Here is a 24,199-nt window from a genome sequence, read left to right as displayed (position 1 = left end):
TACCCTTGTCGTATGCCCGATTCTGCCCCATTGGCCGGTAATGATGCTGCGACTCTCGCACTTCTGGCGTTCGGCGAGCTGACCGCTTTCGAACGAATGGCCACCAACGCGACCACCGCTGTGCACATGGACGATAAAGTCACTTTGGCGCGGTTGGCCTCTCTGTCCTTTGCGAACTTCGAAGAGCTCTCGCAGCACATCAGTCGATTGGGCCAGGATGCGGTCGAGCTCTGTCGGCATTTCGAGCCGACGTTCACCGTGCTGGCTGAACGGACGCGTCCTCGTGACTGGCACGAAAGCCTCATGAAGGGATTCGTCTTCGACGGAATCATGAATGACTTCTACCGCACGGCAGTGGAGGAGCTCAGTGAGCCCGGATACAGCCTGGCAATTACAATTCTCGATGATACACGTGCGACTGAATATGTGCGCAATCGCCTGAACGTCGACGTCTCCGATGACACCCAGCTGGCCTCACGTCTGGCACTGTGGGGACGCAAACTCGTGGCCGAGACCCTCGGCCGTGCCCGCAACCTCCTGACCGATCCGGTCCTCGGCATCGACGAAGAGCTCGTCGTAGCGGCCATCCCCGCGGTCACGGCCAACCACTCCAAGCGGATGTCGGCTCTGGGGCTCGTGGCCTGAGTCGGCCGAACGGTGCGTCAATGACCCCACTGTGAGTGACGGGCGCTGTCAGTGACGGACGTGGAAGCGGTGCGTGAATGATCTGGAGGCCCGGTCGGAAACCGGGCCTCCAGATCATTCACGACGACTGCGCCACTGGCCGACGTCCACGGATGATCACGCGATGGCGATGGCGATGGCGCGTCCGTGTCGGCGCTCTCGCTTAGGCGCCGAAGCCGACCCGACGTGCAGTCTCGGTTCCGACCTCGACATAAGCGAGGGCAGCGGCCGGGACGAACACCTGACGGCCCTTCGCATCGGTGAAGGACAGCAGTGACTCGGCCTTGACGGACTCTTCGACGCGTGCGGCGAGATCCTTGGGGGACTCATTCGAATCCATGACGATTTCGCGCTGTGACTGCTTGACGCCGATCTTGATTTCCATTGTGCTCCTTGTACGGATCGTGGTTTGAGTCGTGTTCAGCTTAACGTCAGCGCGGTGGTGATTTCTTCCCGCCCGACGGCCGTCGTCCTACCTCACTTCGTGGTGAACGATTGGAGGCCTCCCCAGCTCATCTGCGTGAGCAGCCCGACGGCCGCATCGAAATCGAGCTGCTTGGTCGAATCGAGCTGCTTGACGATCATCTCGGCGGTGCCGATGAGCGTCCGGCACAGCAGCTTCGCGTCGGTGTCGTTGAGATCGGTGAAGCTCTGCAAGGCCGCGACGATGCGGAAGGCGGAGCGATCGCGGAGACTGCGGATCCTCCGCTGAGCCTCCGGTTCGTAGACATCCGAGTTGAAGAGGATGATGAATTCCTCCCGATGGGAGATGACGAATTCGAAGTAGGAGCGATAGGTCACCCTGACCTGTTCGTGCGGATCATCGGTGGAGCCGAGCGCAGCCTCGAGGACCGAGTCGAGATGTGCGGCGGAGTCGTCGATGAGCGCGAGATAGAGGTCCTGCTTCGAGGCGAAGTGCTGGTAGAGGACCGGCTTCGACACACCGGCGGCCTCGGCGATCGTGTCCATCGAGGTGGTCCGGTATCCGCGAGTCGCGAACACCGATAGTGCCACCCCGACCAATTGGTCACGGCGCTGTTCACGGGGCAGTCTCTGTTGGGGGCTCGACATTCTTCAATGCTACGCGAAAACCAGGACGAGATTTCGTCAACGCGCTGGGCGACGGTGACTGCAGCCCCATGTCAGCGGCTCATGATGGAATACGTATATGGATGATGTGTCTGAGAGGATCTGCGCGAACCTGATCGCGGGGGAGTCGGCGACGGTCGTCGGGCGTCCCGGGTCGGGCAAGACGAGGATGCTCGAGTCCGTGTATGCCCGGCTCATGTCGGGGACCTCACCGGCCTCGGTTCTCGTGCTGACGCCCGATCGCGATCACGCCGATGTGCTGCGCAATCGGCTGGCCGTGCCGAAGGACGGCGTGCTGTCGTCGGCACCGGCGAGGAGCATCTCGTCGTTCGCCTACGGCATCGCTCGTGCGGCTCACACCACGCAGACAGGAGATGACCTCGAATTCATCTCGGGTGCCGATCAGGACGTGTTCCTCGCCGATCTCCTCGCCGGCCACGAACTCGGACACGGTCGCGGCCCTGCTTGGCCTGCGGAGATCACGGCAGAGGTGCGATCGACATCGGCATTCCGGACGGAGGTCCGCGATGTCCTCAACCGAGTGATGGAGTTCGACTTCGGCGTTCGGGTGCCGGCACCCGTCAACGGGGACGGGAACCAGCCTCCGGAGCATGTGTTCGACTTCGGACGCAGCGCACTGGCCCGCGTCCTCGACAGACATCGGGATCCCCGGTGGGAGGCCGTGGCCGAGGTCCTCGACGAATACCTCGACATCATGAGCATGCCCGGCTACGGCGGCACGGACTCGGCCACAGTCCTTGCCCGTGCGGCGTTCGAGATTCTGCGCGAACCCGCCGAGGTGACCGCCGGACGACGGTGGACCTTCGCCCCCGATGAGGTTCCTACCGTGGTCTTGGCGGATGCGGTTCAGGATTTCCCCGCCGCGAGTTGGGGGCTCCTGCAGCAGCTGCGTGAGCGTGGAAGCGCACTGGCGCTGTTCGGCAGCCCGGAGACGGTGACCGGGCGCTTCCACGGAGCCGATGCCTCGATCATCGACCGCAGCGCCGCCGACGACGACTTCGCCACCGTGGTCCTGCCTGAGGTCGGGAACACCGACCCCGAGGTCGTCGATGTCAGCGATGACTTCGGCCGACGCATCACCGCGCGCTGGGGTTTGGGCCATATGCCGCGTCCCAGCGTTGCCTTATCCCCCTCGGCCGAGGACGGCCCCGTTGAGGACGCGGTCGCGGACGAGACACAGGAGAGGGTGGAGACCCATGTGTTCGAGGGAGCTGCCTCGAGCTACCGGTATCTGGCACGCAGAGTGACGAATTTCGTCGAAGACGGGCACACCTGGTCGGATGTGGCGGTGCTGTGCAGGAACACGTCCACGGCACGGGTCGTCGCAAACGAGCTGAGGGCCTCTGGTGTGGCGACCGCGGACATCGTGCAGCCTCTGAGCATCGACCCCGCGACCGCCCCTCTGCTCGAGCTGCTCTCGCACCCCCCGAACTTCGACGATGACGAGGCGCTGGCCGCTCAGGCCCTGTCCCTGGCCGGGAGCATCTACGTCCGCCTCGACCCGGTGCAGATCCGGCGTTTCAAACGCGTGGTGAGGAAGGCCTTCCCCGCAGCCGACAGTGCGACCTCGCTGGCACGGGCGCTGCGCAGCGATGTCGATGAATCATCTCCTCCGGGGCTCGCCCCGATCTCTGCCATGCTGCACGCCGCGGCCGCGGTCGGGTCGCTCGACCCACACCAGGCGCTCTGGACGATCTGGGACGCCGCGGGAGTGGCCGCGCAGTGGCAGAGGGAGGCCCTGCGCGAGCCCGATTCGGATGCGAACACGGCTCTGGACTCGGTGCTGCGGCTGTTCACCCTGGCGGAGAAGATCTCCGACCGAGGCGGATTCACGGCTCGATCGTTCGCGGGGATCGTAGCAGAACAGGACATCGCCCAGGACTCGCTGGCCGAGCAGGCCGGCGCGGATGACCATGTGCATGTGGGAACTCCCTCTTCCCTGGCACATCTGCGGGTGCCGCTGGTCATCATCGCCGAGGTGAACGACGGCGTGTGGCCGAATCCGAAGATCCGCGGCGGCATCCTCGGGATCGACGATCTCAACGCCGTGCTGTCGACAGGGGAGACGGTGACGAACGATCCCGGATACCACACCCACGCCAAACGGAAGAACCTGCGTGAAGAGGGTGAGCTCTTCTACACGGCTCTGACCCGCGCCGAAGAGCACATCATCGTCACCGCCATCTCCGATGCGGATAGGAACCCGTCACCGTTCTTCGACGTCCTCGCAGCGCGAACGGCGCGCGGCACCGAGGATGCGGACGGCTATGCGATCACACACGAGGACGAACTCCTGCCGTTGTCCCTGTCGGAGATGGCGGCACACACTCGTGCACGACTCTTGGCAGCCGCCTCCGCTCCCGAGGCGGAGACTCCGGAGGAGGACGTGGGCGAGTGGGCACAGCTGATGGCGGCTCTGACCGCCACCGGATCCACGATCGAGAGCCCCGAGCGATGGCGTGAGGCCGAAGACATCACCTCGTCGCAGCCTCTCTACACCCCGGAGGACACGGTCAGGGTCTCACCGTCTCAGGTGGAGTCCTTCACCGACTGCGCGCTGCGCTGGTTCCTCACGCGCAATGGGGGAGATCGGCCGGGTTCGCTCGCACAGAGTCTGGGAACCATCGTCCACGCTGCAGCGGAGAACTATCCACAGGGGCCCGCGTCGGCGATCCGCGAATACGTCGACCGAGAATTCACAACACTCGAGTTCGACGCCGAATGGGAACGGGACCGCGAGCACGCGCTGGCGATGAAGATGGCCGACCGCCTCGGCGAGTACATCAAGACGGCACCGGGCGAACCCATCGGCGTCGAGGTACAGGTCTACGCCACGGGGGTCGACGAGTCCGGTCAGGAATGGAAGGTCACCGGGCGCCTCGACCGGGTCGAGCAGGGTGCAGACGGCATCCGGATCGTCGACTTCAAAACCGGAAAGAACGCGCCCACGGGCCAAGACATGCCTCGCCACGCCCAGCTCGGCGTGTATCAGGAGGCGATCAACTCCGGCACGATCACCATCGGTGACGATCAGGTGATCGAGGCCAAAGCCTACGGTGCCGAACTCGTCTTCCTGCGATACACGAAGCAGAAGAAGAGGGAGCAGTCGGCGCTCGAGATCGATGAGGATCCCGGTTGGGCCAGAGATCTCATCAATGACGTGTCCGGTCGCATGCGGGCCGCCGAATTCCAGGCACGAGTCGAACCCCAGAAATGCCTGAGCTGTCCCGTCCGTACCTCCTGCCCGGCAATCGGGCCCCAGATATTGGAAGAGTCCTGATGCGCTTCACCGCCGAACAGCTTGCCCGTCTCACCGCGGCCGACCCCGCTCAGGCATTTCCGCCGAGCGAGGAGCAGAGAGTCATCATCGAGGCCGACCCGCAGCAGTCGATGAAGGTCACCGCGGGCGCGGGCTCCGGAAAGACGACGGTGATCTCGCAGCGCGTCGTCTGGCTCGTGGCCAACGGCTTCGTCGCACCCGAGGAGATCCTGGGCCTCACCTTCACCAAGAAGGCCGTGGGTGAGCTGGGCGGACGGATCAGGGTGCTCCTGGCCCGACTGCGGCACAGTCTCGGGGTCGGTACGGAGATGATTCTGCCCGGTCTCGACAACCCGACGGTGTCCACATACAACTCCTATGCCGCATCGATCGTCAGCGAACACGGGGTGAGCATCGGCATCGAACCCGAGACGGTGCTGCTCGATGAGGCCGCCGCCCACACGATCGCCGGAGACATCATCGACTCCGCCGGACCGGAGGACATCCCCGGCGACAATGCCCGAGAGACGATGATCTCCGACATCATTTCGTTGTCCGCAGCGATGAACGACCACGGTCGTGACGTCGAAGAGGTCACCGACTATCTCGACGAGTGTCTGCGGGCGCTGGTCTCGAGCAAGGGCAAGCCCGTCGACCCCAATGGTCGCAGGGCGAAGCTCGAAGCCAAGATCAGGACAGCGAAGCTCGCCGGTGAGTACATGCTCGCCAAACGTCGCAACCTGGCCATGGACTTCTCGGACCAGGTCCGGTTCGCTCAGCGCATTCTCGACCAGGTGCCCTCGGTCCGCAGCGCCGAACAGCACAGGTGGAAGATCGTTCTCCTCGACGAGTTCCAGGACACCTCGGTTGCACAGCTGAAGCTGCTGCAAGACCTGTTCCACTCCACCGCGGTGACCGCTGTTGGCGACCCCCGACAGGCCATCTATGGCTGGCGAGGAGCCAGCGCCGACAACATGATCCGCTTCTCCGCGGACTTCCAGGACGTTTCGGCCCTGACGCTGAGCACCAGCTGGCGCAATGACCATACGATTCTCAAGGTCGCCAATCGCACGGCGAGCGGGCTGGCCGGCGGTCAGGAGAAGCCGCTGTCGGCACGTGCAGGAGCAGGCGCGGGAGACGTGATCGCCGACATCAGCTCGGGAGCCCACGACTCGGACTACCTCACCGTCGGACTCAGATCACTGACCGAATGGGTCGACGGACTCCCCGAGGGGGCGACGAAGGCGGTTCTATGCCGAAAACGAACGCATTTCGCGCCCGTGGCGGCAGCCTTGGAGACAGCCGGCTACGCCGTCCACGTCCACGGCACCTCCGGTCTCCTGAGCGATCCCTTCGTCGCCGACCTGCGCGCCGTGCTCACGACCGCAGTCGATCCGATGGCAGGGAACAGCCTCATGCGGTTGGTCAGTGGGCGTCTGCTGGGTTTGGGCGCGGCAGACATCGCCGCACTGCAGACGTTCACACGTAAGCAGAACGATTCGCGCCTGAGCGAATTCCTGGGGGAGAACCCGGGAGAGGCCGGAGTCGTCCCCGAGGCCATCGACCAGCCGACGATCGTAGAGGGACTCGATGAGCTCGTCGATCTCTCCGATGCGCTTTCGGGCAGCGCGAATCTCCCCGGGGCACGGACCATGATCAACAACTTCCGCAGCTCGGGACTGAGCACTACCGCCCTCGAACGTTTGGCGAGACTGGCCCGTGCCCTGCGCAATGTTCGCTCCGGCTCCGGCACGATCGCCTCGATCATCCGCACCGCCATGACCGAGACGGGCGTCGACACCGACATCTGGGCTCTCAACGATTCGCTGCGCAACCTTCATCGTTCTGCGATCGATTCGTTCCTCTCCGCGGCGAGCCAGTATTCGACGGGGGCCGACCAGCCGTCTGTGCCGGGATTCCTCGAATGGCTGAGTCTGATGGAGGAGAAAGACGCCCTCAGCGTGGCCGAACCGAACTCCGCCGCCGATGCCATCGACATCATGACAGTGCACGCCTCGAAGGGCCTCGAATTCGACGCAGTCGCCGTACCGTCCCTCGTGGTCAAGGACTTCCCGACGGAACCGCGGAGCAAGGAAGGATGGATGGACAGGACCTCACTGCCCTACCCGCTGCGAGGAGACCGCGCCCATCTGGTCGACTACGACCTGCGCACCGCCGAGTTCGACACCAAGAAGGAGCTCGACGATTGGGTCAACGAGTTCATCAAGCCGGCGATCGCCGAAGCACACGAGGAAGAGGAACGTCGGCTCGCCTACGTGGCGTTCACACGCGCCAAGCACCACCTGTGGCTGGGCGCCGAACTGGTGGGCGCTCGTGCCAATCCCGATGCCCCGTCCCCGTTCCTCACCGAAGCGATCGAAGCGCTCGACATGGACGTCGACATTCCCGAGCCCGCCGATGAGTCCGCCGAGGACCGGATCGAGACCAGCATCTGGCCCGTCCCGCGAACGGAGCGTGTCTCGGCCGCCCGTCGCGCGGCCGAATGGGTCGGCGCCGCCGCACCGGCCGGCCTCGACGAACTCGCACAGAGACCGAACCTCGTCGGTGAATATGCGCGTCAGGCTCTGCGCATCAGCGCACGACCGGGGTCCCGCGGCACGGGCAGCGTCCCGGAACGTCTCTCGGCCACCGCCCTCGTCTCGTGGCGTCGTGACCCGCAGGAATTCATGACCCAGACACTGCGGCCGGTTCCGCACCCACCGAGTCGGGCTGCTGAGATCGGGACCACCTTCCACTCATGGGTCGAGCAGCACTTCGGGCAGGCGAGCATCGACATCGACGGGGACCAGCAGGTCCGTGCCATCGACTCGGCGACGATCGAACGGCTGCAGCAGACGTTCATCGGCTCGGAGTTCGCGACCCGGCACGCCGACCACATCGAGATGTCGTTCGAACTCGTCCTCGGGCGCTTCAGAGTCCCCGGCAAGATCGACGCGGTCTTCATCACCGGTGACCACGCGGAGGTCGTCGACTGGAAGACGTCGAAACGGCCGGATGAGAAAACGCTGGAGGTGATGAAATGGCAGTTGGCGCTCTATCGCTTCGCCATCCGACGAGCTCACCCCGAGATCACCGAGGTGACCGGAACCTTCTACTTCGTCGGCAGTGACGACATCGTCAGGTTCGAGCATCTGCCGGAGGAGGCCGACATCATCGAGTGGCTGGAGGCCAATGACGGCACGTGAATCATTGCGCGGCCGAAGTGTGACGTCACCGACCCACCATGGTCGTCGCTGACGTCGGGGTCAGGAGCGAGTCGAAGCCGGGGTCAGGAACGAGGGGTCCCATCCGGCGGATCGTCGCTCTCGTCGGCGTTCTTATCCGGTTCAGCGTCCTCAGCCGGTTCGGAGGCTTCATTCGGTTCGGAGGCTTCATTCGGTTCGGCGGACACAGCCGGTTCGGCGGTCTCATCCGGTTCGGCGGACACAGCTGTTCCGACGGGGTCGTCCGGGACTTCGGGTGCGGTGCTGTCGGGGCGGGGATCGGCCTGCTGTGTCGTCTCCTTCGAGAAGAGGACGTCATTGAACGAGGACAGCAGATCACCGGCGTCCTGAATGGCTTCCTTGTCCCCGGAGTCCACAGCCTCGAGCAGCCAGTCGAGGACCGCGAATTCAGCCAAGAGTTCGGCGCGGGTGACCACGTGTTCATCGGCGTGTGGGCGGGAGTTCCGGTACTCGTCATAGAACGTCGACACCGCCGCCGGGTCGATGAGCGCCGAGGCAGCGGCCAGATCGATTGCCGGGTCGGCGACGCGCAGACGCTCGATTCCCGACAGTGCAAGGACACGCTCCTGATCGGTGTAGACACTCGTCTCGTCGATCGCTCCGTGGATAGGCGTGGCGAGGAAGCGCCAGAGGGAGACCTTCTCGAACTCCTCTTCCCAGTGTTGGAGCAGCGCTGCCGGCACTCGACCCGTCCCTGCGGCCTGATCGAGTCGCTCAAGGATCTGGAATTGGTACCGGGAGGGGTCATCGACGGGGAAGCCTGCCTCGGAGATCGACTCGGGTGCCGCGGAGTGAAGGGTTGCGAGAGCCTGAGCCAAGGAGCTCGCCCGAGCAGTGTCGGCGATGGGTTGGTCGCCGACCGGTGCACCCGGCAGGGGATCGATGAGAGTCACCGTGGTCGAAGAGGACGTGTCGAAGTACTCGGCGTCGACGTCGGTGATGGCGCGCAGATGAGGCCAGGCGAACCCGGCGTGCGGGTACATCGTGTCATAGATCCGGCCCGCTTCTGCTGCGGAACCGGTGTCGGCGGTCCGATCGAGGCCGGTCTGTGCCGTCGCCACCAACTGCTGCTGACCGTCACTGACGAGAACTCTGACTCCCAGCCCCAGCGAGGGAAGGGGAGCCCAGGACGTCGGGGCGAAATCCTCGAGCATCGTAGCTGCGACAGCTGCCAACTTGAGTGCCTTGGTATTCACCCTCCCCAATCTACCGTCTGCGACGGCCTCTGGCATGAGATTGGGCCATTGAGCGTGTCAGCTTCCGCACTTCCGGCGTCAGAGCCCTGCGTTATCGTGGAGGGCATGAAGCCACTGCCACCCGTGAAGCCGATCAGCCTTGCCCGTCATGGAATCGATCGGGACCACCTCTGCCGCGTTCGGGACGGTGACCTGAGCGCGCTGTGGACCGCAGGTGCCAGACCCGTCTTCGAACATCGAGGATCCCTTCTCGTCGCGGCCGGGGGGCTGCTCTTCGGCGACCGGGACATGGTGCCCGCGAAACAGACCGAAGTCTACCTCGGTCGTGATCCCGACGGCACGCAGTACATCGGTGTCTCTCTCGACGATTCCGGTCGCAGTGAGCTCGACACCGGGTTGGCGACGGCTCGGGCCCGTGACGCAACGGACCTGCTGACCGCACCTGGGGACGGCATCGACAGCGCCGAACCGGTGTGGCTGCCCCTGCGTCAGCTGGCCGAGTCCCTCGACGATGTGCAGGTGTCCCTGGCCTGCGAGGTCGTCGGACTCGGCAACTGGCACAGAGCTCACCGGTTCTCCCCGCGCACCGGAGGACCGACCCACCCCACCCTCGGCGGTTGGGTGCGAACGGACCCCGAGACCGGCAGCGAGCATTTCCCCCGCACGGATCCCGCCGTGATCGTCCTCATCATCAACACCGACGACGAGGGAATCGAACGGGTGCTGCTGGGCAACAACGCCGCCTGGGAGGCGGACCGGTTCTCTCTGCTGGCTGGATTCGTCGAGCCGGGTGAGACCTTGGAACACGCCGTCATTCGAGAGGTCTTCGAAGAGGCGCACGTCGACGTGGTCAACCCACAGTACCTCGGCTCCCAGCCGTGGCCGTTCCCGTGCTCTCTCATGCTCGGATTCTGCGCGGAGGCTCCGAGTCTCGGATTCGCGGCCGATGAGGCAGAGATCGCCTCGTTGAAGTGGTTCACCCGAGAGGAGCTGAGAGCGGCCATCGAGGGTGGGAGTGTGCGTTCCCCCGGTCTGGTCTCCATCGCGGGACAGCTGCTCCACAGCTGGTTGGACAACGGTTGATCGCGCACGCCGCACCGCTGCTCGAAGGCCTCGACGACGAACAGAGAGAGGTCGCCACACAGTTCTCCACGCCGATGATCGTCCTCGCCGGTGCCGGGACCGGCAAGACCCGGGCGATGACCCACCGCATCGCCTACGGCATCGCCACGGAGGTCTTCCCTCCCAACCATGTGCTCGCCCTGACATTCACGGCCAAAGCAGCAGGGGAGATGCGGTCGCGACTGCGCGATCTCGGAGTCCCCGCGGTACAGGCTCGGACCTTCCACTCAGCCGCACTTCGCCAACTCCGATTCTTCTGGGACCGGTTCGCTGAGGGCGATTTCCCTCGGATCATCGACAACAAGACCGGGATCCTCGGGTCCGTGCTCCAGGGGATGGGAATCGAGACGAGCCGCGAGATGAATCGCGATGTGGCCTCCGAACTCGAATTCGCCGCGGCCTCCCTCCTGGGCGTCGACGAATACGCCGCCAAAGCCGCCGCCCGCGATCTGCCGGGAGATCTGGGCGTCGAGGACATGGTGCGCATCTTCGAGGCCTACAGCGAAGCGAAGACACGCGGTCGGCTGATGGATTTCGACGATGTGCTGCTCGTTCTCGACGGGGTCCTCGCAGAGTATCCTGCCATTGCGGCCGAGATCCGCGACCAGTACAGGCACTTCGTCGTCGACGAATTCCAAGACGTGTCCCCGCTGCAGTACGACGTCCTCTCACGCTGGCTGGGCCCTCGCGACAACCTGTGCGTGGTCGGCGACCCGGCACAGACCATCTACTCGTTCGCCGGCGCCGACTCCTCACTGCTGAGCACCCTCGGAGCCTCGCTGCCGACGTCGACGACGGTCCGGCTGGTCCGCAACTACCGGTCGTCGAAGGCGATCGTCTCGACTGCCAACAACCTGCTCCGACACACGTCTCGATCCGCACTGACCCTGCGCACCGACAATGCGGAGGGTCAGCAGCCGGCGATGACCGAGTACCCGACCGACGACGCCGAGGCCACCGGCGTGGTCCGAGCGATCTCGGCCGAAATCAATGCCGGTCGTCGACCGCGCAGCATCGCTGTCCTGTTCCGGACCAACGGTCAGAGCCCCGCCTACGAGCAGGCTCTCGCAGCGGCCGACATCCCCTACGTGCTGCGCGGAGGGGAGAGGTTCTTCGCTCGCAAGGAGGTGAAAGAGGCCGTGCTCATGCTCAAAGCGGCCCGGGCCACCTCCGGCGGCAGACCCCTGCCCGAGATCGTCTCCGAAGTCCTCGTCTCCCTGGGGTACTCGAGCAAACCTCCGGCGGCGGGAGCCGGCCGGCAGAAATGGGAGTCCCTGAAGGCGCTGGTCGATCTGGCCGAGAAACTCCAATCGGGGTCCGAGCTGCCCGTCCCGCTCGAGGCGTTCCTCGCCGACCTCAATGACCGAGCCGAACACCAATTCGCCCCCGACATCGAAGGCGTGACCCTGGCGTCGTTCCACGCAGCCAAGGGCCTCGAATGGGACAGTGTGCATCTCGTCGGTCTCAGCGAAGGTCTCCTGCCGATCAGCTATGCCCAGTCGCCGCGAGCGGTCTCGGAGGAACGCCGACTGTTCTATGTGGCCCTGACCCGAGCCGGTCGAGATCTCAGCATGAGCTGGTCGCTGTCCCGTCACGAATCCAAACAGCGCCCCCGCAAACCCTCGCGATTCCTCAGCGAACTCGGGCGGGTCGAGCAGTCGACGGGGCACGGCAGTCGGACCGCGACCTCGGTGGCGATGAATCGCTGTCGCTCCTGCGGCGCGGTGCTCGTGTCCCAGGTCGACCGGGCGCTGTCCCGGTGCGCGAACTGCCCGGCGGATCTCGATCTCGATCTCCTTGACCGGCTGCGGCGATGGCGAGCACGAGTGGGCTTGGAACAGGGACTGCCGCCGTACCTGGTTCTCACCGACACCTCGATCTCTGCGATCGCGGAGATCAGGCCGAAGGACATGACGTCTTTGGCGAAGATCCCGGGCGTCGGCGCGACGAAGCTCGAACTCTACGGATCGGGTCTACTGAGCCTGCTCACCGACTAGGTCGAAGTGCGGGACGGGGACCTGGCACTGACACCGAGAGTGAAATCGGAGCGGGCCGTCCGTGCCGACTCCGGTCGCCAGCGATACGGTCCGGCGAACCGGATCGGTGTCGGGTTCGAGCAGTGCCCGTCTGAGGATCTGAACGACGTTGAGCGCGCCGAGGCTCCGCGACAGGGGGTCGGCCAGGCTCTCACGGTTGGGCAGAGCGCGAATGTGAGGATACTGGTCCAGCCAGGACGCATCGGCGTCCTTCTTCTGCAGGCAGGCGCAGATCGCGCAGGGTGTGAGACCGGGGCGGATCAGGCCGGTGGCCTCGAGTGAGTACTCGCCGATGACGACCTGGCAGTGGGCGACCTCGCGGTCGGTGAGCCAGGTTGCGGTGTGCAGGTCGGGGACGAGATATGAGGTTGTGATCACGAGCGGGGAAGACAGCAGATCGAGGTCCTCCACCCGCCTCTGACCGGTGACGGCGAAGCCGGAGGCGGACAGATGCTGCTCAGTGATCGTCTTCAACGGACCCATGACCATGATCGGAACGTCGCCGAGGCGGTTCGCGACGCGGTCCGGGGAGAGGCCGAAGATCTGCCCGGTCGCCAGCAGGGGAGAGCCGGCCGTGACCGTCGCCGTATCGGAATCATCGGGAATCATGACTCCGGCTTCGTCCAAGAGAGTGATCAGAGAACTCGCTCTGCCGAGGTCCGCGCCCAGATCCTGTGCGTGCGAATAGTACTGTGCCGAACCGATTCCCATCTGAAGGTCCTCGACGAGAGCGACGTCGGCCGATACGAGTCCGTCAATCAGAACGGGGTCGTCGACGCCGAACTGCACACATGATGCGGACCGCCATGTGATCGGCACACTGGGAAAGATTCTGAACATGTCTTCTCCACCTCGTCTCGAACAGCCAGGACTTCCACAGTAGTGAAGGTGGAGGGCATGCGCCATGGGCGAACCGAAAGTGTGGATAACCCTGTGGAAAACGATTGAGGACAAGCCGAAAGCTGTGTTCCGACGTGCCCTCAATCGCTTTGTGCCCCCAGGCGCTCGCGAAGACTCGTGCGGCTTCCCCTTCCGCACGCATCTCCGGGTTTTCCGGGGTCATCATAGAACCTATTCTCCATTTGCGGCTCCGTCAACGTCGGTTCGTGCACAGACCGATCAACAGCATGTGGATAACCTGTGGATATGTCGCGATGAGCTGTGGAGGAAAGGTGCCTTGATAGCCGTTTCGTGTGGTCCTGAGGACCTGAAACCGTAGGTCACTTCCGCTGCTGCGACGCTGAGGAGCGCGGCCGGGTCTGTGGACGACCGGCACGGTTGGAAAAAAATCGGGATACTCAGCGAACTCACAACAGATGGAGGGCGAAATGTTGTCGCCCGTGTTTCCTATGATGGGACTGTGGCAACTCAACAGGGCTGGACCGAAGATGACGTGCTGCGGGCGATCGCCCGCGGGGAGATCGAAGTGCGCCGCTCGGCGCGACGGAAGAAGACCATCTCGGTCTCGAAGGAGGTCGATACGTACGTCCTCAGCACGCCTGTGAGATACAGCGTGGAACTCAACATCCGGTCACTGACCGACCTGTTCAACCGCCTTGCCGCCAGGGATCATTCCTCTGCCGCCGACCTTGTGGGCCTGGCGGAAGAGATGAGCGAGCGATACTTCGGGGGCCGTCTGCGTCCGCAGTCGATCAGATGGGTGACGAATCAGAATGTGAGCCGCTGGGCCTCCACGACGACTTCGACGGGCGACATCCGCGTCTCCCACCGTCTGCAGACGGTGCCGCGCTGGGTCCTGGAGACCGTGGTCGTCCATGAGCTCGCACATCTGCAGATCGGCCCGCATTCCAAGGAATTCCACGCGCTGGCGGACCGGCATCCACGACAGGCAGATGCGAAACTCTATCTTGACGGCTTCAGCGCGGGGGAGCACTTCCGTCGGGATCGGTGAGGCCCCACACATCGACGCTCGTCCGGTAGAGTTCCGGCAGCCTCAGTGTGAGATCGGGCATGAGCGAGTTCGGCAGCTGGGTGAGCTGGAACCAACCCACCGCCAGCGACTCTTCGGATGCGACCGGGGTCTGTCCCACGTCCGCGACTGCCGCGTAGACGACGTCGAAGTGACGCCGACAGGCTCCGAACGACGTCGAGAGATCGTGGACGTGGAGGTCGATCGGCGCGGGAGAGAACCACCTCAGCTCCCGCAGTCCGCTCTCCTCCATTGCCTCCCGATGGGCAGCCGCGCGCAGGCTGACGTCCTCGGCCTCGAGATGGCCGCCGAATTGGCCCCAGAGCCCTGCTTTGCGGTGATGGTTGAGCAACACGGTCTCCGTGACCGGATCGACGATGAGGCAACTGGCGGTGACGTGCTCCGCACCCGCCTCGCGCCGCAGCGCTGCCTCGTCGGCAGTGAAGAAGAGCCGCTCGAACTCATCAGTGTAATCGGACCCGGCCGAAGTGCGAGCGATCTCGGCCCGGGCAGTGTCGAGAGAGATCATTCAGCTCGCGTCGCGACCGTCCACGCCGTCGCTGTCGGTCCCACCGCCGTCGTTGTCGTCGGTCTCATCGTTGTTGTCGCCGTCGGTCTCACCATCGGCGCTGTCGGCTTCGTCTTTCGACTTCGCCTCCGAGTCCGCGCCGGATTCGGTGCCTTCGAGCCCTTCGTCGAGGATGCGGCTCAGCGCCTCATCGAGCGAGGATTCGCTGGTCCATTCGGCATGCCTGCGCTCGGAATAGCCGAGGGGATCGTCGAGATCCTGTGTCGTCGGCAGGAGATCCGGGTGGGAGAAGACCTTGTCTCTGGCCTCGGTCCCTCCCTGCTTCTCGAGATAGGCGAACAGTGCCGCGGCGTCGCGCAGGCGCCGGGGATTGAACTCCAGCCCGACGAGGGTCGAGAAGGTCTTCTCTGCGGGACCGGCAGTGGCGCGGCGCCGACGCAGAGCCTCTCGGATCTGTTCGCGGCCGGGGAGATGCTCGCACGCGGAGTAGACGACGACATCGACCCATCCGGCGATGACGGCGAGAAGGTTCTCCAAGGTCGTCAGTGCCTTCTTCTGCTCATCGGTCGTCGGTGGATTGAACAGGCCCTGACGGATGTTGTCGCTGAGATCCGAGATGTTGGAGGGATCGATCTGCGAGGCCATGTCCTCGATCTGCGAGGTGTCGACCTTGAGGCCCTGCGCATAGCGGGTCAGCGCCGTCTCGACCTGAGCGCTCAGCCAGGGAGCGCGCTCGAACAGGGCCAGATGGGCAAGCTCCTGTGCGGCGAGATAGATGCGGACCTCAGAGGGATCGACATCGATCTCCGAGGCGAACGTCTCCACATTGGATTCCACTAGCACCGCGGTGTCCTGGGGGAGGAGGGGGAGGCCCACCTCGGTGCCGGTGAGCACGCTCTCCGACAGGGCACCCACGGCCTGACCGATCTGCATCGCGAACATCGAGTCGCTCATCGACCCGAACATCGACGAGGCGCCGGCGAGGATCCCCTTCATCTCTGCAGGCACCTGCGTCTCAAGGGTCTCGGTCAGAGCCGAGGACATGTTCTCCTTGATCGGCAGCACGAACTTCTGCCATCCGGGCATCGTCTCGCTGACCCACTCGGCACGGGTGATCGTGCGTGCCGAACGGTTGGCGACGGAGAGCTCGGTGGCTTCGGCCAGCCACAGTTCGGCCAGACGGAAGGCATCCGTGGTCGCCTTCGCCGATTCCTCGCTGATGGCGGGGTCGGGAGTCGGGACCGCCTTCTGGGCGATCGACGTCGCCTGCGCCTGGGCATCCCCGCCCTGACCGAAGAGACCCTGCATCTGATTCATGATGGTCGACATCATCGCCGGATCGATCTGGAACCCCTGAGGGCCGGAGCTGCCGTCCTGGCCATCGCCCTGATCGGCGCCGGGGCCGTTGGCTCCGAAGAGCATTCCGAAGATCTGCTCGAACGGATTCTGCTCGTTGTTGTTGTCATCGCTCATTTTCTCAAAGCCCCCAAGAATTGGTTTGTCTTACACGTTAACGGTTCTGTATGTGGGAAGCTTCCCAATTCCGGGAGGTTTCGCAGGATGTTCGCACCCGGCGAAAGGAGTCTGTGAAACTCACAGTCAGGTTTCAACTAGACTGGTCGGGCGGTGCAGCGAAAGGAATATATGACAGCGAATGACCCTCGGGGCGTGCCGGTGCCCGAAGCACCGTCAGGTGGCGAGAAACGACGACGCGCTCCACGTCTGACCACGACCTCAGGGGTCATGACCTACGTCCTAATCGCCCTGGCCGTTCTGCTCCCGGTGCCGTACATGCTGCAGCTGCCCGGACCGGTATTCAACACCCTCGGCGATCATGAGGGCAAGCCCATGATCGACGTCTCCGGTGCCAAGACCTATCCGACCGACGGTCGCATCGACATGCTCACCGTAGCCGTGAGCGGCGGGCCGGGGCGTGACACCTATGCCTCGCAGGCGCTCGGTGCGCTCTTCGCCGGCAAGGAAACAGTCATCCCCACCGAAGCCTATTATCCGATCGACACCACTCGGGAAGATGTGGCGGAGACCAATTCCGTTGAGATGTCGTCCAGTCAGGACGTGGCCGTGGCCGCTGCGATGGAGCAGCTGGACGAACCCTACGAGGTCCACCTCCTCGTCGACGGGGTCGTGCCCGACTCGCCCGCCGAGGGGCAGCTGCGCAAGGGCGACCGGATCATATCCGTGAACGGGGAGAAGCTGGATTCCGAACCGGACGCTGCGAAGATCCTGAGCCGGACGGTGCAGTCTTCGCAGAACGTCGATCTCGTCGTCGAGCGCGGTGACGAAGACGTCGACGTCGCACTCGACCCCGCGACTATCGAGGGACGCCACGCCATCGGAATCACCATGAAGCAGGATTTCGAGTTCCCCGTCGACGTGGCATTCAACGTCGAAGGAATCGGCGGCCCCTCCGCCGGCACCATGTTCGCTCTCGCCATCATCGACGAACTCACCCCGGGTGCCATGACCGGAGGCAAGCACGTGGCAGGAACGGGCGAGATCGACCCTGCAGGCAAAGTGGGCCCCATCGGCGGGGCTCGACAGAAGGTGGCGGCCTCGACTGCACAGGGGGCGGAGCTCTTCATGTCGCCCGCAGAGAACTGTGCAGAGGTCATCCAGGCCGCCGATCAGTCCAAGATCACGGTGGCACGCATCGACACGCTCGATGATGCGCAGAACGCCGTGGAGCAATACGCAGCCGGAGACACCTCGGACCTCAAGAAGTGTCCAGCCGGCGGCGCCGACAACAATGAGAAAGGGCAGTAGTGAGCTCTCCGTCCTCACCAACCTCAGCACGCATGCCGGCGAACCGGCCCAGACGTTCGCCCCTATTGCTCACGCTCGTGTCAGTGGCGATCCTCCTCGTCGCCTTCATCGCATTCACGCAGGTCTACACCGAAGTCCTGTGGTTCAAGCAGATCGGCGTCTCACAGGTGTTCCGCACCATGTGGTTCGCCCGCGGACTGTTGTTCCTGGCCGGATTCGTGGTCATGGCCGTCCCGGTCTGGTTGAGCCTGCATCTGGCCTTCCGCAATCGTCCGGTCTACGCACCGACGACTCCGCGCCAGGAGAACCTCGACCGTTACCGCGAGGCCATCGAACCGCTACGCAAGGTTGCGACCATCGCGATTCCCGCGGTCATCGGCTTGCTCAGCGGCATCACCGCCTCGGCGAATTGGAACACCGTCCTGGAGTGGATGAACTCGACGCCGTTCGGGTCGGATGACGCCCAGTTCGGCATGGACAAGTCGTTCTTCGTCTTCGTCCTTCCCGGCCTGCGCCTCATCGGCGATCAGATCGGCATGGCGATTCTGCTGTCGCTCATCGCAGCGCTGGTCGCCCACTACCTGTTCGGCGGCATCCGACCCGGCGAGCAGAAGGGCGTCACCCTCACCAAGACCGCTCAGTGGCAGCTGGGCATCACGATCGGGCTGCTGATCCTCGTGCAAGCCGGTCGTCTGTGGCTGGCCCGGTACGACCGGATGATGTCGACCGGCGGCATCGTCCCCGGTGTGACCTACACCGACGACAGGGCGGCACTGCCGGCGATGGCCATCGTTGCGATCGCTGCCGTGCTCGTGGCCCTGCTGTTCGTCTACACCGCGTGGAAGGGCAATTGGCGGATCTCGATCATCGCGACCATCACCCTCATCGTCCTCGGCGGCATCTCGATCATCGCCTACCCTGCGATGGTTCAGCAGTTCCAGGTCAACCCTTCGCAGCAGAGTCTGGAATCGGACTACATCCAGCACAACATCGATGCGACTCGTGATGCATTCGACTTCGAAGACATCGATGTCACTCCGTACGAACCGAGCACCAGCGGTGAGAAGGGTGCACTGCGCGAAGACGCAGAGACCACTGCATCGATCCGCCTGCTCGATCCCAATCTGGTGTCGGACACATTCCGGCAGCTGCAACAGGTCAGGCCCTACTATTCGTTCCCACAGCAGCTCGACGTCGATCGGTACAACATCGACGGGGATATGCGCGACACGGTGATCGCGGTCCGCGAGCTCAGCCCCGACTCGGTCAACAACCAGAGCTGGTACAACCGTGCGATCGTCTACACCCACGGCTTCGGCGTCGTCGCAGCCAACGGCAACCAGCGTAACCCCGACGGGGAGCCGACATTCATGGAATCGGACATCCCGCCGAATGGCGAATTCCCCGATTACGAGCCGCGCGTCTACTTCGGTGAGAGCTCACCGGACTACTCGATCGTCGGTGGTGAGGAGGGGGCGAGCCCTCGCGAACTCGACTACCCCTCGGACGAGGACAGCGGTTCCGGCCAGGTGAACAACACGTTCAGCGGCGACGGCGGTCCATCGGTCGGCGGTCTGTTCAACCGGCTCGCCTACGCGCTCAAATACCAGGACGAACAGATCCTGCTCTCCGACGCGGTCAATGAGAACTCTCAGATCCTCTACGAACGCCACCCCCGTGAGCGCGTGCAGAAGATGGCACCGTTCCTCAAGATCGACGGCGATCCGTACCCCGCAGTCGTCGACGGCAAGATCAAGTGGATCCTCGACGGCTACACCACCGCCGAAGACTATCCGTATTCGACACCGCAGGTGCTGCAGGAGGCGACTGAGGACTCGGTCACCGAATCCTCGCCGAACACGGTGGCGACTCTTCCGGACGAAGAGGTCAACTACATCCGGAACTCGGTCAAGATCACGGTCGATGCCTATGACGGCAGCGTCGACATGTACCAGTGGGACAAGGACGATCCTGTCCTCAATACGTGGATGAAGATCTTCCCCGACCTCATCAAGCCCGCATCGGAGATGTCCGGAGACCTGATGAGCCACGTGCGGTACCCGGAGGACCTGTTCAAGGTCCAGCGTGATCTGCTGACGCAGTACCATGTGACCTCCGCCAGCGAGTTCTACACCGGTCAGGACTTCTGGACGCTTCCGACGGACCCGACGAAGCAGGCCAACAGCGGACTGACTCAGCCGCCGTTCTACATGACTCTGCAGATGCCGGGGCAGAAGAACTCGTCGTTCTCACTGACGAGCTCCTACATCCCGGCGCGGTCGTCCGAGGGGCAATCGCGGAACAACCTGACCGGGTTCCTGTCGGCGGATGCGGATGCGGGCGATTCGAAGGGTGAGGTCGCAGACAGCTACGGCCAGCTTCGGCTCCTCCAACTGCCGCGCAACACGACGGTGCCCGGACCCGGGCAGGCGCAGAACAACTTCAACACCGCCCCGGACGTGCAGCGCAACCTCAACCTGCTGCGGCAGGGTGAGTCCGAGGTCCAGAACGGCAACCTGCTCACGCTGCCGGTCGGTGGCGGACTGCTCTACGTGCAGCCCGTCTATGTCCGGTCCGCCGGTGAAACGTCCTACCCGCTGCTCCAGCACGTTCTGGTGGCATTCGGCGAGGACATCGGCTTCGCGCCGACGCTGGACGAGGCACTCGACCAGGTCTTCGGCGGTGACTCCGGTGCCACGGCGGGAGACGCCGGCACAGAGGACAGCGGTGGCGGTGAGGCCGGCGGTTCGAACGGCGGCGGCGACTCAGGCTCCGGCGCTGACGATCAGTCGCTCAACGAAGCGCTGGAGGAAGCCAAGAAGGCGATGGAGGACTCCGACGCAGCGCTCAAGGAAGGTGACTTCGAGAAGTACGGCAAGGCACAGGACCGTCTGAAGAACGCTATCGAGGACGCGGTGGCAGCCGACCCCTCGATCGCCGAGGACGGATCGCAGGGCGGTGCGTCTGCTCCCGCTACGGCCCCGGCCGACGAGGGCGGAGGGAACTGACCCGGCCGCTGGTCGAACGCGAAAGAGGCGGGCCCCTGCGATCCGATCAGGATCGCAGGGGCCCGCCTCTTTGTTGGCTTCCTCGGCCGTCAGGCCACCCGGTCGTCCGGCGTGGCCCCCGGTCGTCCGGCGTGGCCGTTTTCTCGATCGCGGGCAGACACTCAAATTCTCGTGATCGCCGGTCCTCCCCATGATCGTGGATGAATGAGAAGAACCCCAGTCAGAAGAACTGACTGGGGTTCTGCCACCTTGGTGGCGGGGGGAGGATTTGAACCTCCGACCTCCGGGTTATGAGCCCGGCGAGCTACCGAACTGCTCCACCCCGCGGCGTGGTACCCACATTACACGAGGCGATTCCGGCAGACCAAATCGATATCGAGTGACCTCGACCACATGGCGGCCTGTCCCTTGCTTCGAGTCAGTCGGGGTGGAGATCGGGTTGACTTGCATATAGTTGAAAGTGAAACTATAGTGATTCTTGTACTTCAAAGTTCAACTAAAAGGAGACGCCATGACCGCTCTTCCACAGGGACTCACCACCGGTACCTGGAACATCGATCCCGTCCACTCCGAGTTCACCTTCACCGCACGCCATGCCGGCGTTTCGAAGGTCCGCGGACACTTCGAGGACATCGCGGGCAGCGTCAGCGTCGCCGAGAGTCTCGAGGACAGCACGGTGACGGCCGAGGCCGACGTCGAATCGATCACCACTCGCAACCCTCAGCGTGACGGTCACCTCAAGAGCGGTGACTTCTTCGAGTCCGAGCAGAATCCCAAGCTGACGTTCACCTCGACAGGCATCAACGCGAAGTCCGCCGATGAGTTCGAGCTCGTCGGCGACCTCACGATGCGCGGCGTGACCAAGGAAGTCGTCTTCGCCACCGAGTTCAGCGGTGTCGCCACCGATCCAAATGAGAACCAGGTCGCGGGCTTGTCGGCAGCCGCCACTGTCGACCGCAAGGACTTCGGCATGGAGTTCGACGCCGTCCTCGGCGGCGGCGAGCTGCTCGTATCCAACAAGATCAAGATCGAGCTGGAGCTCGAACTCGTCAAGGTCTGAGCCAAAGGCCCGAAACAGCAGGAGCTGGCACAACAGGGGGCGGATCGCAGACTTGCGATCCGCCCCCTGGGCTTGCCTGCTGTCCAGGCGAGATCAGCTGGGTCCAGTGCGTCGGATGAGCTCAGCTCTCGCCGCGCAGGGCATCGGGGTCCCGTCGCAGCTCTGCCGCGAGTTCGTCGAACAGCTGCGCTCCACGGTCGACGTCGGCCACCGACTTGCAGAACGAATATCGGATCGAGGATCTGTACGCCGCGTGTGCCGACGATCCTGCCCGACACAGCGCAGGAACGGGAATTCCGACGAGTGAGTACCGCCGTGCCAGGAGATCGTTGAGCTCGAACGCATCGAGGTCCGTCAGTGCGGAGAAATCCACGACGGTGAAGTACCCGGCCGCGGGCGTCGACGCGATCGCTCCGGGCAGTCCGCGGCATGCCGGGACCAGAATCTCGGCGCGTTCACGCAGAGACCGCCGGTTCTCGGCCGCGAAGTCGCCCGCGCCGTCCAGTGCGCGGGCCATGCCGATCTGCAGCGGTCCGCCGGCGGTGTAGGTGAGGAACTGCTTGACTGCCTGGACGGCCTCGCGGACCGCGGGTTCGGCGATCACCCAGCCGATCTTCCATCCGGTCGCGTTCCAGGTCTTGCCCGCCGAGGAGACTGTCACGACCCGCGCTTCGTCGTCGATGGCCGTTGCCGGTGCCACGTGCGTCGTGTCGGAGAGGACGAGCTGTTCGTAGACTTCGTCCGTGAGCACCCAGGCGTCTGCGGCGACGGCCGCGTCACCGATGTGCGCCAGATCCTCGGTGTTGAACATGAAGCCCGTGGGATTGTGCGGTGTGTTGACGAGGATGAGGGATGGGGGAGCGTCCGCATCGGCGGCCGCCGTGTCGAACCGCTCCCAATCGGGTTCGAATCCGCCCTCTGCCGTCGGGAGTATCGGCACAGTGACCAGCGATCCGCCGGCAGCGGCGATGGCGGCCGGATAGGAGTCGTAGAACGGTTCGAAGGCGAGTACGGTGCCGCCGCGTGGCAGGAGGGCGAGGATCGCGGCGGTGAGGCCCTCTGTGGCTCCACAGGTGTAGAGCACGTCGTCGGACGAAATCTCTTGGCCGAAGTCCCGCCGACGCTGCCCGGCAACGGCTTCTCGCAGCGCGGGGAATCCCTGCCCCGGAGCGTACTGATTGTACCCTTCGCGCATCGCGTCGGCCGCGGCCTCGATGAGCTCTGGGGGTGGATCGGTCCCCGGGGCGCCCTGCCCCAGGTTCACGGCTCCGGTCCGCGCGGCCAACGCGGTCATCTGACCGTAGACGGTCTCACCGATCGTCCCGTCTCCATTGATCAGCCCGGCCGCTTCGGCCATCGAATGCCACAGCTCGGCACGCATCACATCGGGCAACTGTCTGCCTCCATCGTCGAATTGGTCCGTGGTGTCTTCTTGCCTCATGCCCCGGTCCTGGCCGGAGCGACCCTGCCCAGACGATCGAGAGCAAGTTCGTGCAGTCGGGAATTGCTCGCGACGGCGTTGCCGCCGAAGGGGCCGGGAACTCCGGCCGTGTTCGTGAATGTCCCGCCCGCTTCGATGACGATCGGGACGAGGGCACCCATGTCGTAGAGCTCGAGTTCGGGCTCGCAGGCGAGGTCGACCGCGCCTTCGGCCAGCAGCATGTAGGAATAGAAGTCTCCATAGCCGCGGGTCCGCCATAGGGACGCGCACAGAGCGAGGAACCCGTCGAGGACGCCGATCTCCTTCCATCCGCTCAAAGAGGCGTACGACAAGGAGGCGTCCTCGAGCGCGTCGACGTCGGAGACGTGGATCCGTCTGGCCGGTTCCCCCAACGCCGAGGCGAACGCCCCGTGACCGGATTCGGCCCACCACCGGCGGCCGAGGGCAGGTGCGGAGACCACACCGAGAATCGGGTCCTGTCCCTCGTACAGAGAGATGAGTGTGGCCCAGATCGGTACGCCCCGGACGAAGTTCTTCGTGCCGTCGATGGGATCGACGATCCACCGCCTCGGCGAGGTTCCATGGGAGCCGAACTCCTCGCCGATCACGCTGTCCTCGGGACGGTCGCGGCGAAGCCTGTCCGCGATCGCGGATTCGACAGCACGGTCGCATTCGGTCACGGGTGTCAGGTCGGGTTTCGTCTCGACGGTGAAGTCCTGAGCCGTGAAATGACGGAAGCTGATGGAATCGGCGAGATCGGCGAGTTCGGTCGCGAGGTCGAGATCGTTCATGCCT

The 24,199-nt window shown here is 64.3% G+C and carries 17 protein-coding genes and 1 tRNA gene; 9 read left to right on the top strand and 9 right to left on the bottom strand.

Annotation, left to right across the window (positions count from 1 at the left end; translation table 11 throughout):
- Positions 1 to 12: 12 nt before the first annotated feature.
- Entirely contained in the window at positions 13 to 645 is a 633-nt protein-coding gene (locus BKA07_RS13920; protein ID WP_167951411.1) for a ferritin-like fold-containing protein, read from the top strand.
- 202 nt (positions 646 to 847) lie between these two features.
- On the opposite strand, the gene BKA07_RS13915 is transcribed toward BKA07_RS13920, so the two are convergent.
- Together BKA07_RS13915 and BKA07_RS13910 are read right to left on the bottom strand one after the other, a co-directional pair.
- Positions 848 to 1,069, bottom strand: a complete 222-nt coding sequence (locus BKA07_RS13915; protein ID WP_167951410.1) for a DUF3107 domain-containing protein — start codon at positions 1,067 to 1,069, stop codon at positions 848 to 850.
- Positions 1,070 to 1,161: 92 nt separating this feature from the next.
- The gene (locus tag BKA07_RS13910) at positions 1,162 to 1,755 is read right to left on the bottom strand and encodes a TetR/AcrR family transcriptional regulator (protein ID WP_167951409.1); all 594 of its coding nucleotides are present in this window, start codon (positions 1,753 to 1,755) and stop codon (positions 1,162 to 1,164) included.
- A 97-nt stretch (positions 1,756 to 1,852) separates the two neighbouring features.
- Here BKA07_RS13910 and BKA07_RS13905 point away from each other — a divergent pair, with 97 nt between their 5' ends.
- The gene (locus tag BKA07_RS13905) at positions 1,853 to 5,074 is read left to right on the top strand and encodes a PD-(D/E)XK nuclease family protein (RefSeq protein ID WP_167951408.1); all 3,222 of its coding nucleotides are present in this window, start codon (positions 1,853 to 1,855) and stop codon (positions 5,072 to 5,074) included.
- Complete coding sequence (locus BKA07_RS13900; protein ID WP_245161954.1) at positions 5,008 to 8,259, top strand: ATP-dependent helicase; 3,252 nt, start codon at positions 5,008 to 5,010, stop codon at positions 8,257 to 8,259. Before BKA07_RS13905 ends, BKA07_RS13900 begins: the two co-directional genes overlap by 67 nt.
- 83 nt (positions 8,260 to 8,342) lie before the next feature.
- On the opposite strand, the gene BKA07_RS13895 is transcribed toward BKA07_RS13900, so the two are convergent.
- Complete coding sequence (locus BKA07_RS13895) at positions 8,343 to 9,494, bottom strand: aminoglycoside phosphotransferase (RefSeq protein WP_342449077.1); 1,152 nt, start codon at positions 9,492 to 9,494, stop codon at positions 8,343 to 8,345.
- A gap of 105 nt (positions 9,495 to 9,599) precedes the next feature.
- Between BKA07_RS13895 and nudC the strand changes: the two genes are divergently transcribed.
- Together nudC and BKA07_RS13885 are read left to right on the top strand one after the other, a co-directional pair.
- Positions 9,600 to 10,577 carry an NAD(+) diphosphatase gene (nudC, locus tag BKA07_RS13890; RefSeq protein ID WP_167951407.1) on the top strand — a complete coding sequence of 326 codons (978 nt, stop codon included), beginning with the start codon at positions 9,600 to 9,602 and terminating at the stop codon, positions 10,575 to 10,577.
- On the top strand, positions 10,574 to 12,613 hold the full coding sequence (locus BKA07_RS13885) for a UvrD-helicase domain-containing protein (protein WP_167951406.1): 2,040 nt from the start codon (positions 10,574 to 10,576) through the stop codon (positions 12,611 to 12,613). The genes nudC and BKA07_RS13885 overlap by 4 nt, the downstream gene beginning before the upstream one ends.
- Here the strand turns inward: BKA07_RS13885 and BKA07_RS13880 are convergent.
- Positions 12,590 to 13,492 carry a hypothetical protein gene (locus BKA07_RS13880; RefSeq protein ID WP_167951405.1) on the bottom strand — a complete coding sequence of 301 codons (903 nt, stop codon included), beginning with the start codon at positions 13,490 to 13,492 and terminating at the stop codon, positions 12,590 to 12,592. The genes BKA07_RS13885 and BKA07_RS13880 overlap by 24 nt on opposite strands.
- A 520-nt stretch (positions 13,493 to 14,012) precedes the next feature.
- Between BKA07_RS13880 and BKA07_RS13875 the strand changes: the two genes are divergently transcribed.
- Positions 14,013 to 14,564 carry a YgjP-like metallopeptidase domain-containing protein gene (locus BKA07_RS13875; RefSeq protein ID WP_167951404.1) on the top strand — a complete coding sequence of 184 codons (552 nt, stop codon included), beginning with the start codon at positions 14,013 to 14,015 and terminating at the stop codon, positions 14,562 to 14,564.
- Here the strand turns inward: BKA07_RS13875 and BKA07_RS13870 are convergent.
- Entirely contained in the window at positions 14,530 to 15,111 is a 582-nt protein-coding gene (locus tag BKA07_RS13870; RefSeq protein WP_167951403.1) for an NUDIX hydrolase, read from the bottom strand. The genes BKA07_RS13875 and BKA07_RS13870 overlap by 35 nt on opposite strands.
- The gene (locus tag BKA07_RS13865; RefSeq protein ID WP_167951402.1) at positions 15,112 to 16,584 is read right to left on the bottom strand and encodes a zinc-dependent metalloprotease; all 1,473 of its coding nucleotides are present in this window, start codon (positions 16,582 to 16,584) and stop codon (positions 15,112 to 15,114) included.
- A gap of 171 nt (positions 16,585 to 16,755) precedes the next feature.
- Between BKA07_RS13865 and BKA07_RS13860 the strand changes: the two genes are divergently transcribed.
- Both BKA07_RS13860 and BKA07_RS13855 read left to right on the top strand, forming a co-directional pair.
- Positions 16,756 to 17,895 carry a YlbL family protein gene (locus tag BKA07_RS13860; RefSeq protein ID WP_167951401.1) on the top strand — a complete coding sequence of 380 codons (1,140 nt, stop codon included), beginning with the start codon at positions 16,756 to 16,758 and terminating at the stop codon, positions 17,893 to 17,895.
- Positions 17,895 to 20,903, top strand: a complete 3,009-nt coding sequence (locus BKA07_RS13855; protein WP_167951400.1) for a UPF0182 family membrane protein — start codon at positions 17,895 to 17,897, stop codon at positions 20,901 to 20,903. Before BKA07_RS13860 ends, BKA07_RS13855 begins: the two co-directional genes overlap by 1 nt.
- A 250-nt stretch (positions 20,904 to 21,153) precedes the next feature.
- Here BKA07_RS13855 and BKA07_RS13850 read toward each other — a convergent pair.
- Positions 21,154 to 21,230: transfer RNA gene (locus BKA07_RS13850), tRNA-Met, on the bottom strand.
- A 184-nt stretch (positions 21,231 to 21,414) separates the two neighbouring features.
- Here BKA07_RS13850 and BKA07_RS13845 point away from each other — a divergent pair.
- Complete coding sequence (locus tag BKA07_RS13845) at positions 21,415 to 21,963, top strand: YceI family protein (protein WP_167951399.1); 549 nt, start codon at positions 21,415 to 21,417, stop codon at positions 21,961 to 21,963.
- 121 nt (positions 21,964 to 22,084) lie between these two features.
- Here the strand turns inward: BKA07_RS13845 and BKA07_RS13840 are convergent, their stop codons facing one another.
- Both BKA07_RS13840 and hisN read right to left on the bottom strand, forming a co-directional pair.
- Entirely contained in the window at positions 22,085 to 23,404 is a 1,320-nt protein-coding gene (locus BKA07_RS13840; RefSeq protein ID WP_245161953.1) for an aminotransferase class I/II-fold pyridoxal phosphate-dependent enzyme, read from the bottom strand.
- Entirely contained in the window at positions 23,401 to 24,195 is a 795-nt protein-coding gene (hisN, locus tag BKA07_RS13835; protein WP_167951398.1) for a histidinol-phosphatase, read from the bottom strand. Before hisN ends, BKA07_RS13840 begins: the two co-directional genes overlap by 4 nt.
- Positions 24,196 to 24,199: the final 4 nt, after the last annotated feature.

This window comes from Brevibacterium marinum, from assembly GCF_011927955.1.
GTDB lineage: Bacteria > Actinomycetota > Actinomycetes > Actinomycetales > Brevibacteriaceae > Brevibacterium > Brevibacterium marinum.
Note: the sequence above shows the minus strand (reverse complement) of the source record. Positions and strands in the feature narration are given on the sequence as shown.

What these genes read in the sequence shown, in the direction of transcription:
- hisN (WP_167951398.1), bottom strand. Translation starts at nt 24,195, where the DNA reads ATGAACGATCTCGACCTCGCGACCGAACTCGCCGATCTCGCCGATTCC.
- BKA07_RS13840 (WP_245161953.1), bottom strand. Translation starts at nt 23,404, where the DNA reads ATGAGGCAAGAAGACACCACGGACCAATTCGACGATGGAGGCAGACAG.
- BKA07_RS13870 (WP_167951403.1), bottom strand. Translation starts at nt 15,111, where the DNA reads ATGATCTCTCTCGACACTGCCCGGGCCGAGATCGCTCGCACTTCGGCC.
- BKA07_RS13920 (WP_167951411.1), top strand. Translation starts at nt 13, where the DNA reads ATGCCCGATTCTGCCCCATTGGCCGGTAATGATGCTGCGACTCTCGCA.
- BKA07_RS13845 (WP_167951399.1), top strand. Translation starts at nt 21,415, where the DNA reads ATGACCGCTCTTCCACAGGGACTCACCACCGGTACCTGGAACATCGAT.
- BKA07_RS13860 (WP_167951401.1), top strand. Translation starts at nt 16,756, where the DNA reads ATGACAGCGAATGACCCTCGGGGCGTGCCGGTGCCCGAAGCACCGTCA.
- BKA07_RS13915 (WP_167951410.1), bottom strand. Translation starts at nt 1,069, where the DNA reads ATGGAAATCAAGATCGGCGTCAAGCAGTCACAGCGCGAAATCGTCATG.
- BKA07_RS13900 (WP_245161954.1), top strand. Translation starts at nt 5,008, where the DNA reads ATGCCTGAGCTGTCCCGTCCGTACCTCCTGCCCGGCAATCGGGCCCCA.
- BKA07_RS13905 (WP_167951408.1), top strand. Translation starts at nt 1,853, where the DNA reads ATGGATGATGTGTCTGAGAGGATCTGCGCGAACCTGATCGCGGGGGAG.
- BKA07_RS13880 (WP_167951405.1), bottom strand. Translation starts at nt 13,492, where the DNA reads ATGTTCAGAATCTTTCCCAGTGTGCCGATCACATGGCGGTCCGCATCA.
- BKA07_RS13865 (WP_167951402.1), bottom strand. Translation starts at nt 16,584, where the DNA reads ATGAGCGATGACAACAACAACGAGCAGAATCCGTTCGAGCAGATCTTC.
- nudC (WP_167951407.1), top strand. Translation starts at nt 9,600, where the DNA reads ATGAAGCCACTGCCACCCGTGAAGCCGATCAGCCTTGCCCGTCATGGA.
- BKA07_RS13910 (WP_167951409.1), bottom strand. Translation starts at nt 1,755, where the DNA reads ATGTCGAGCCCCCAACAGAGACTGCCCCGTGAACAGCGCCGTGACCAA.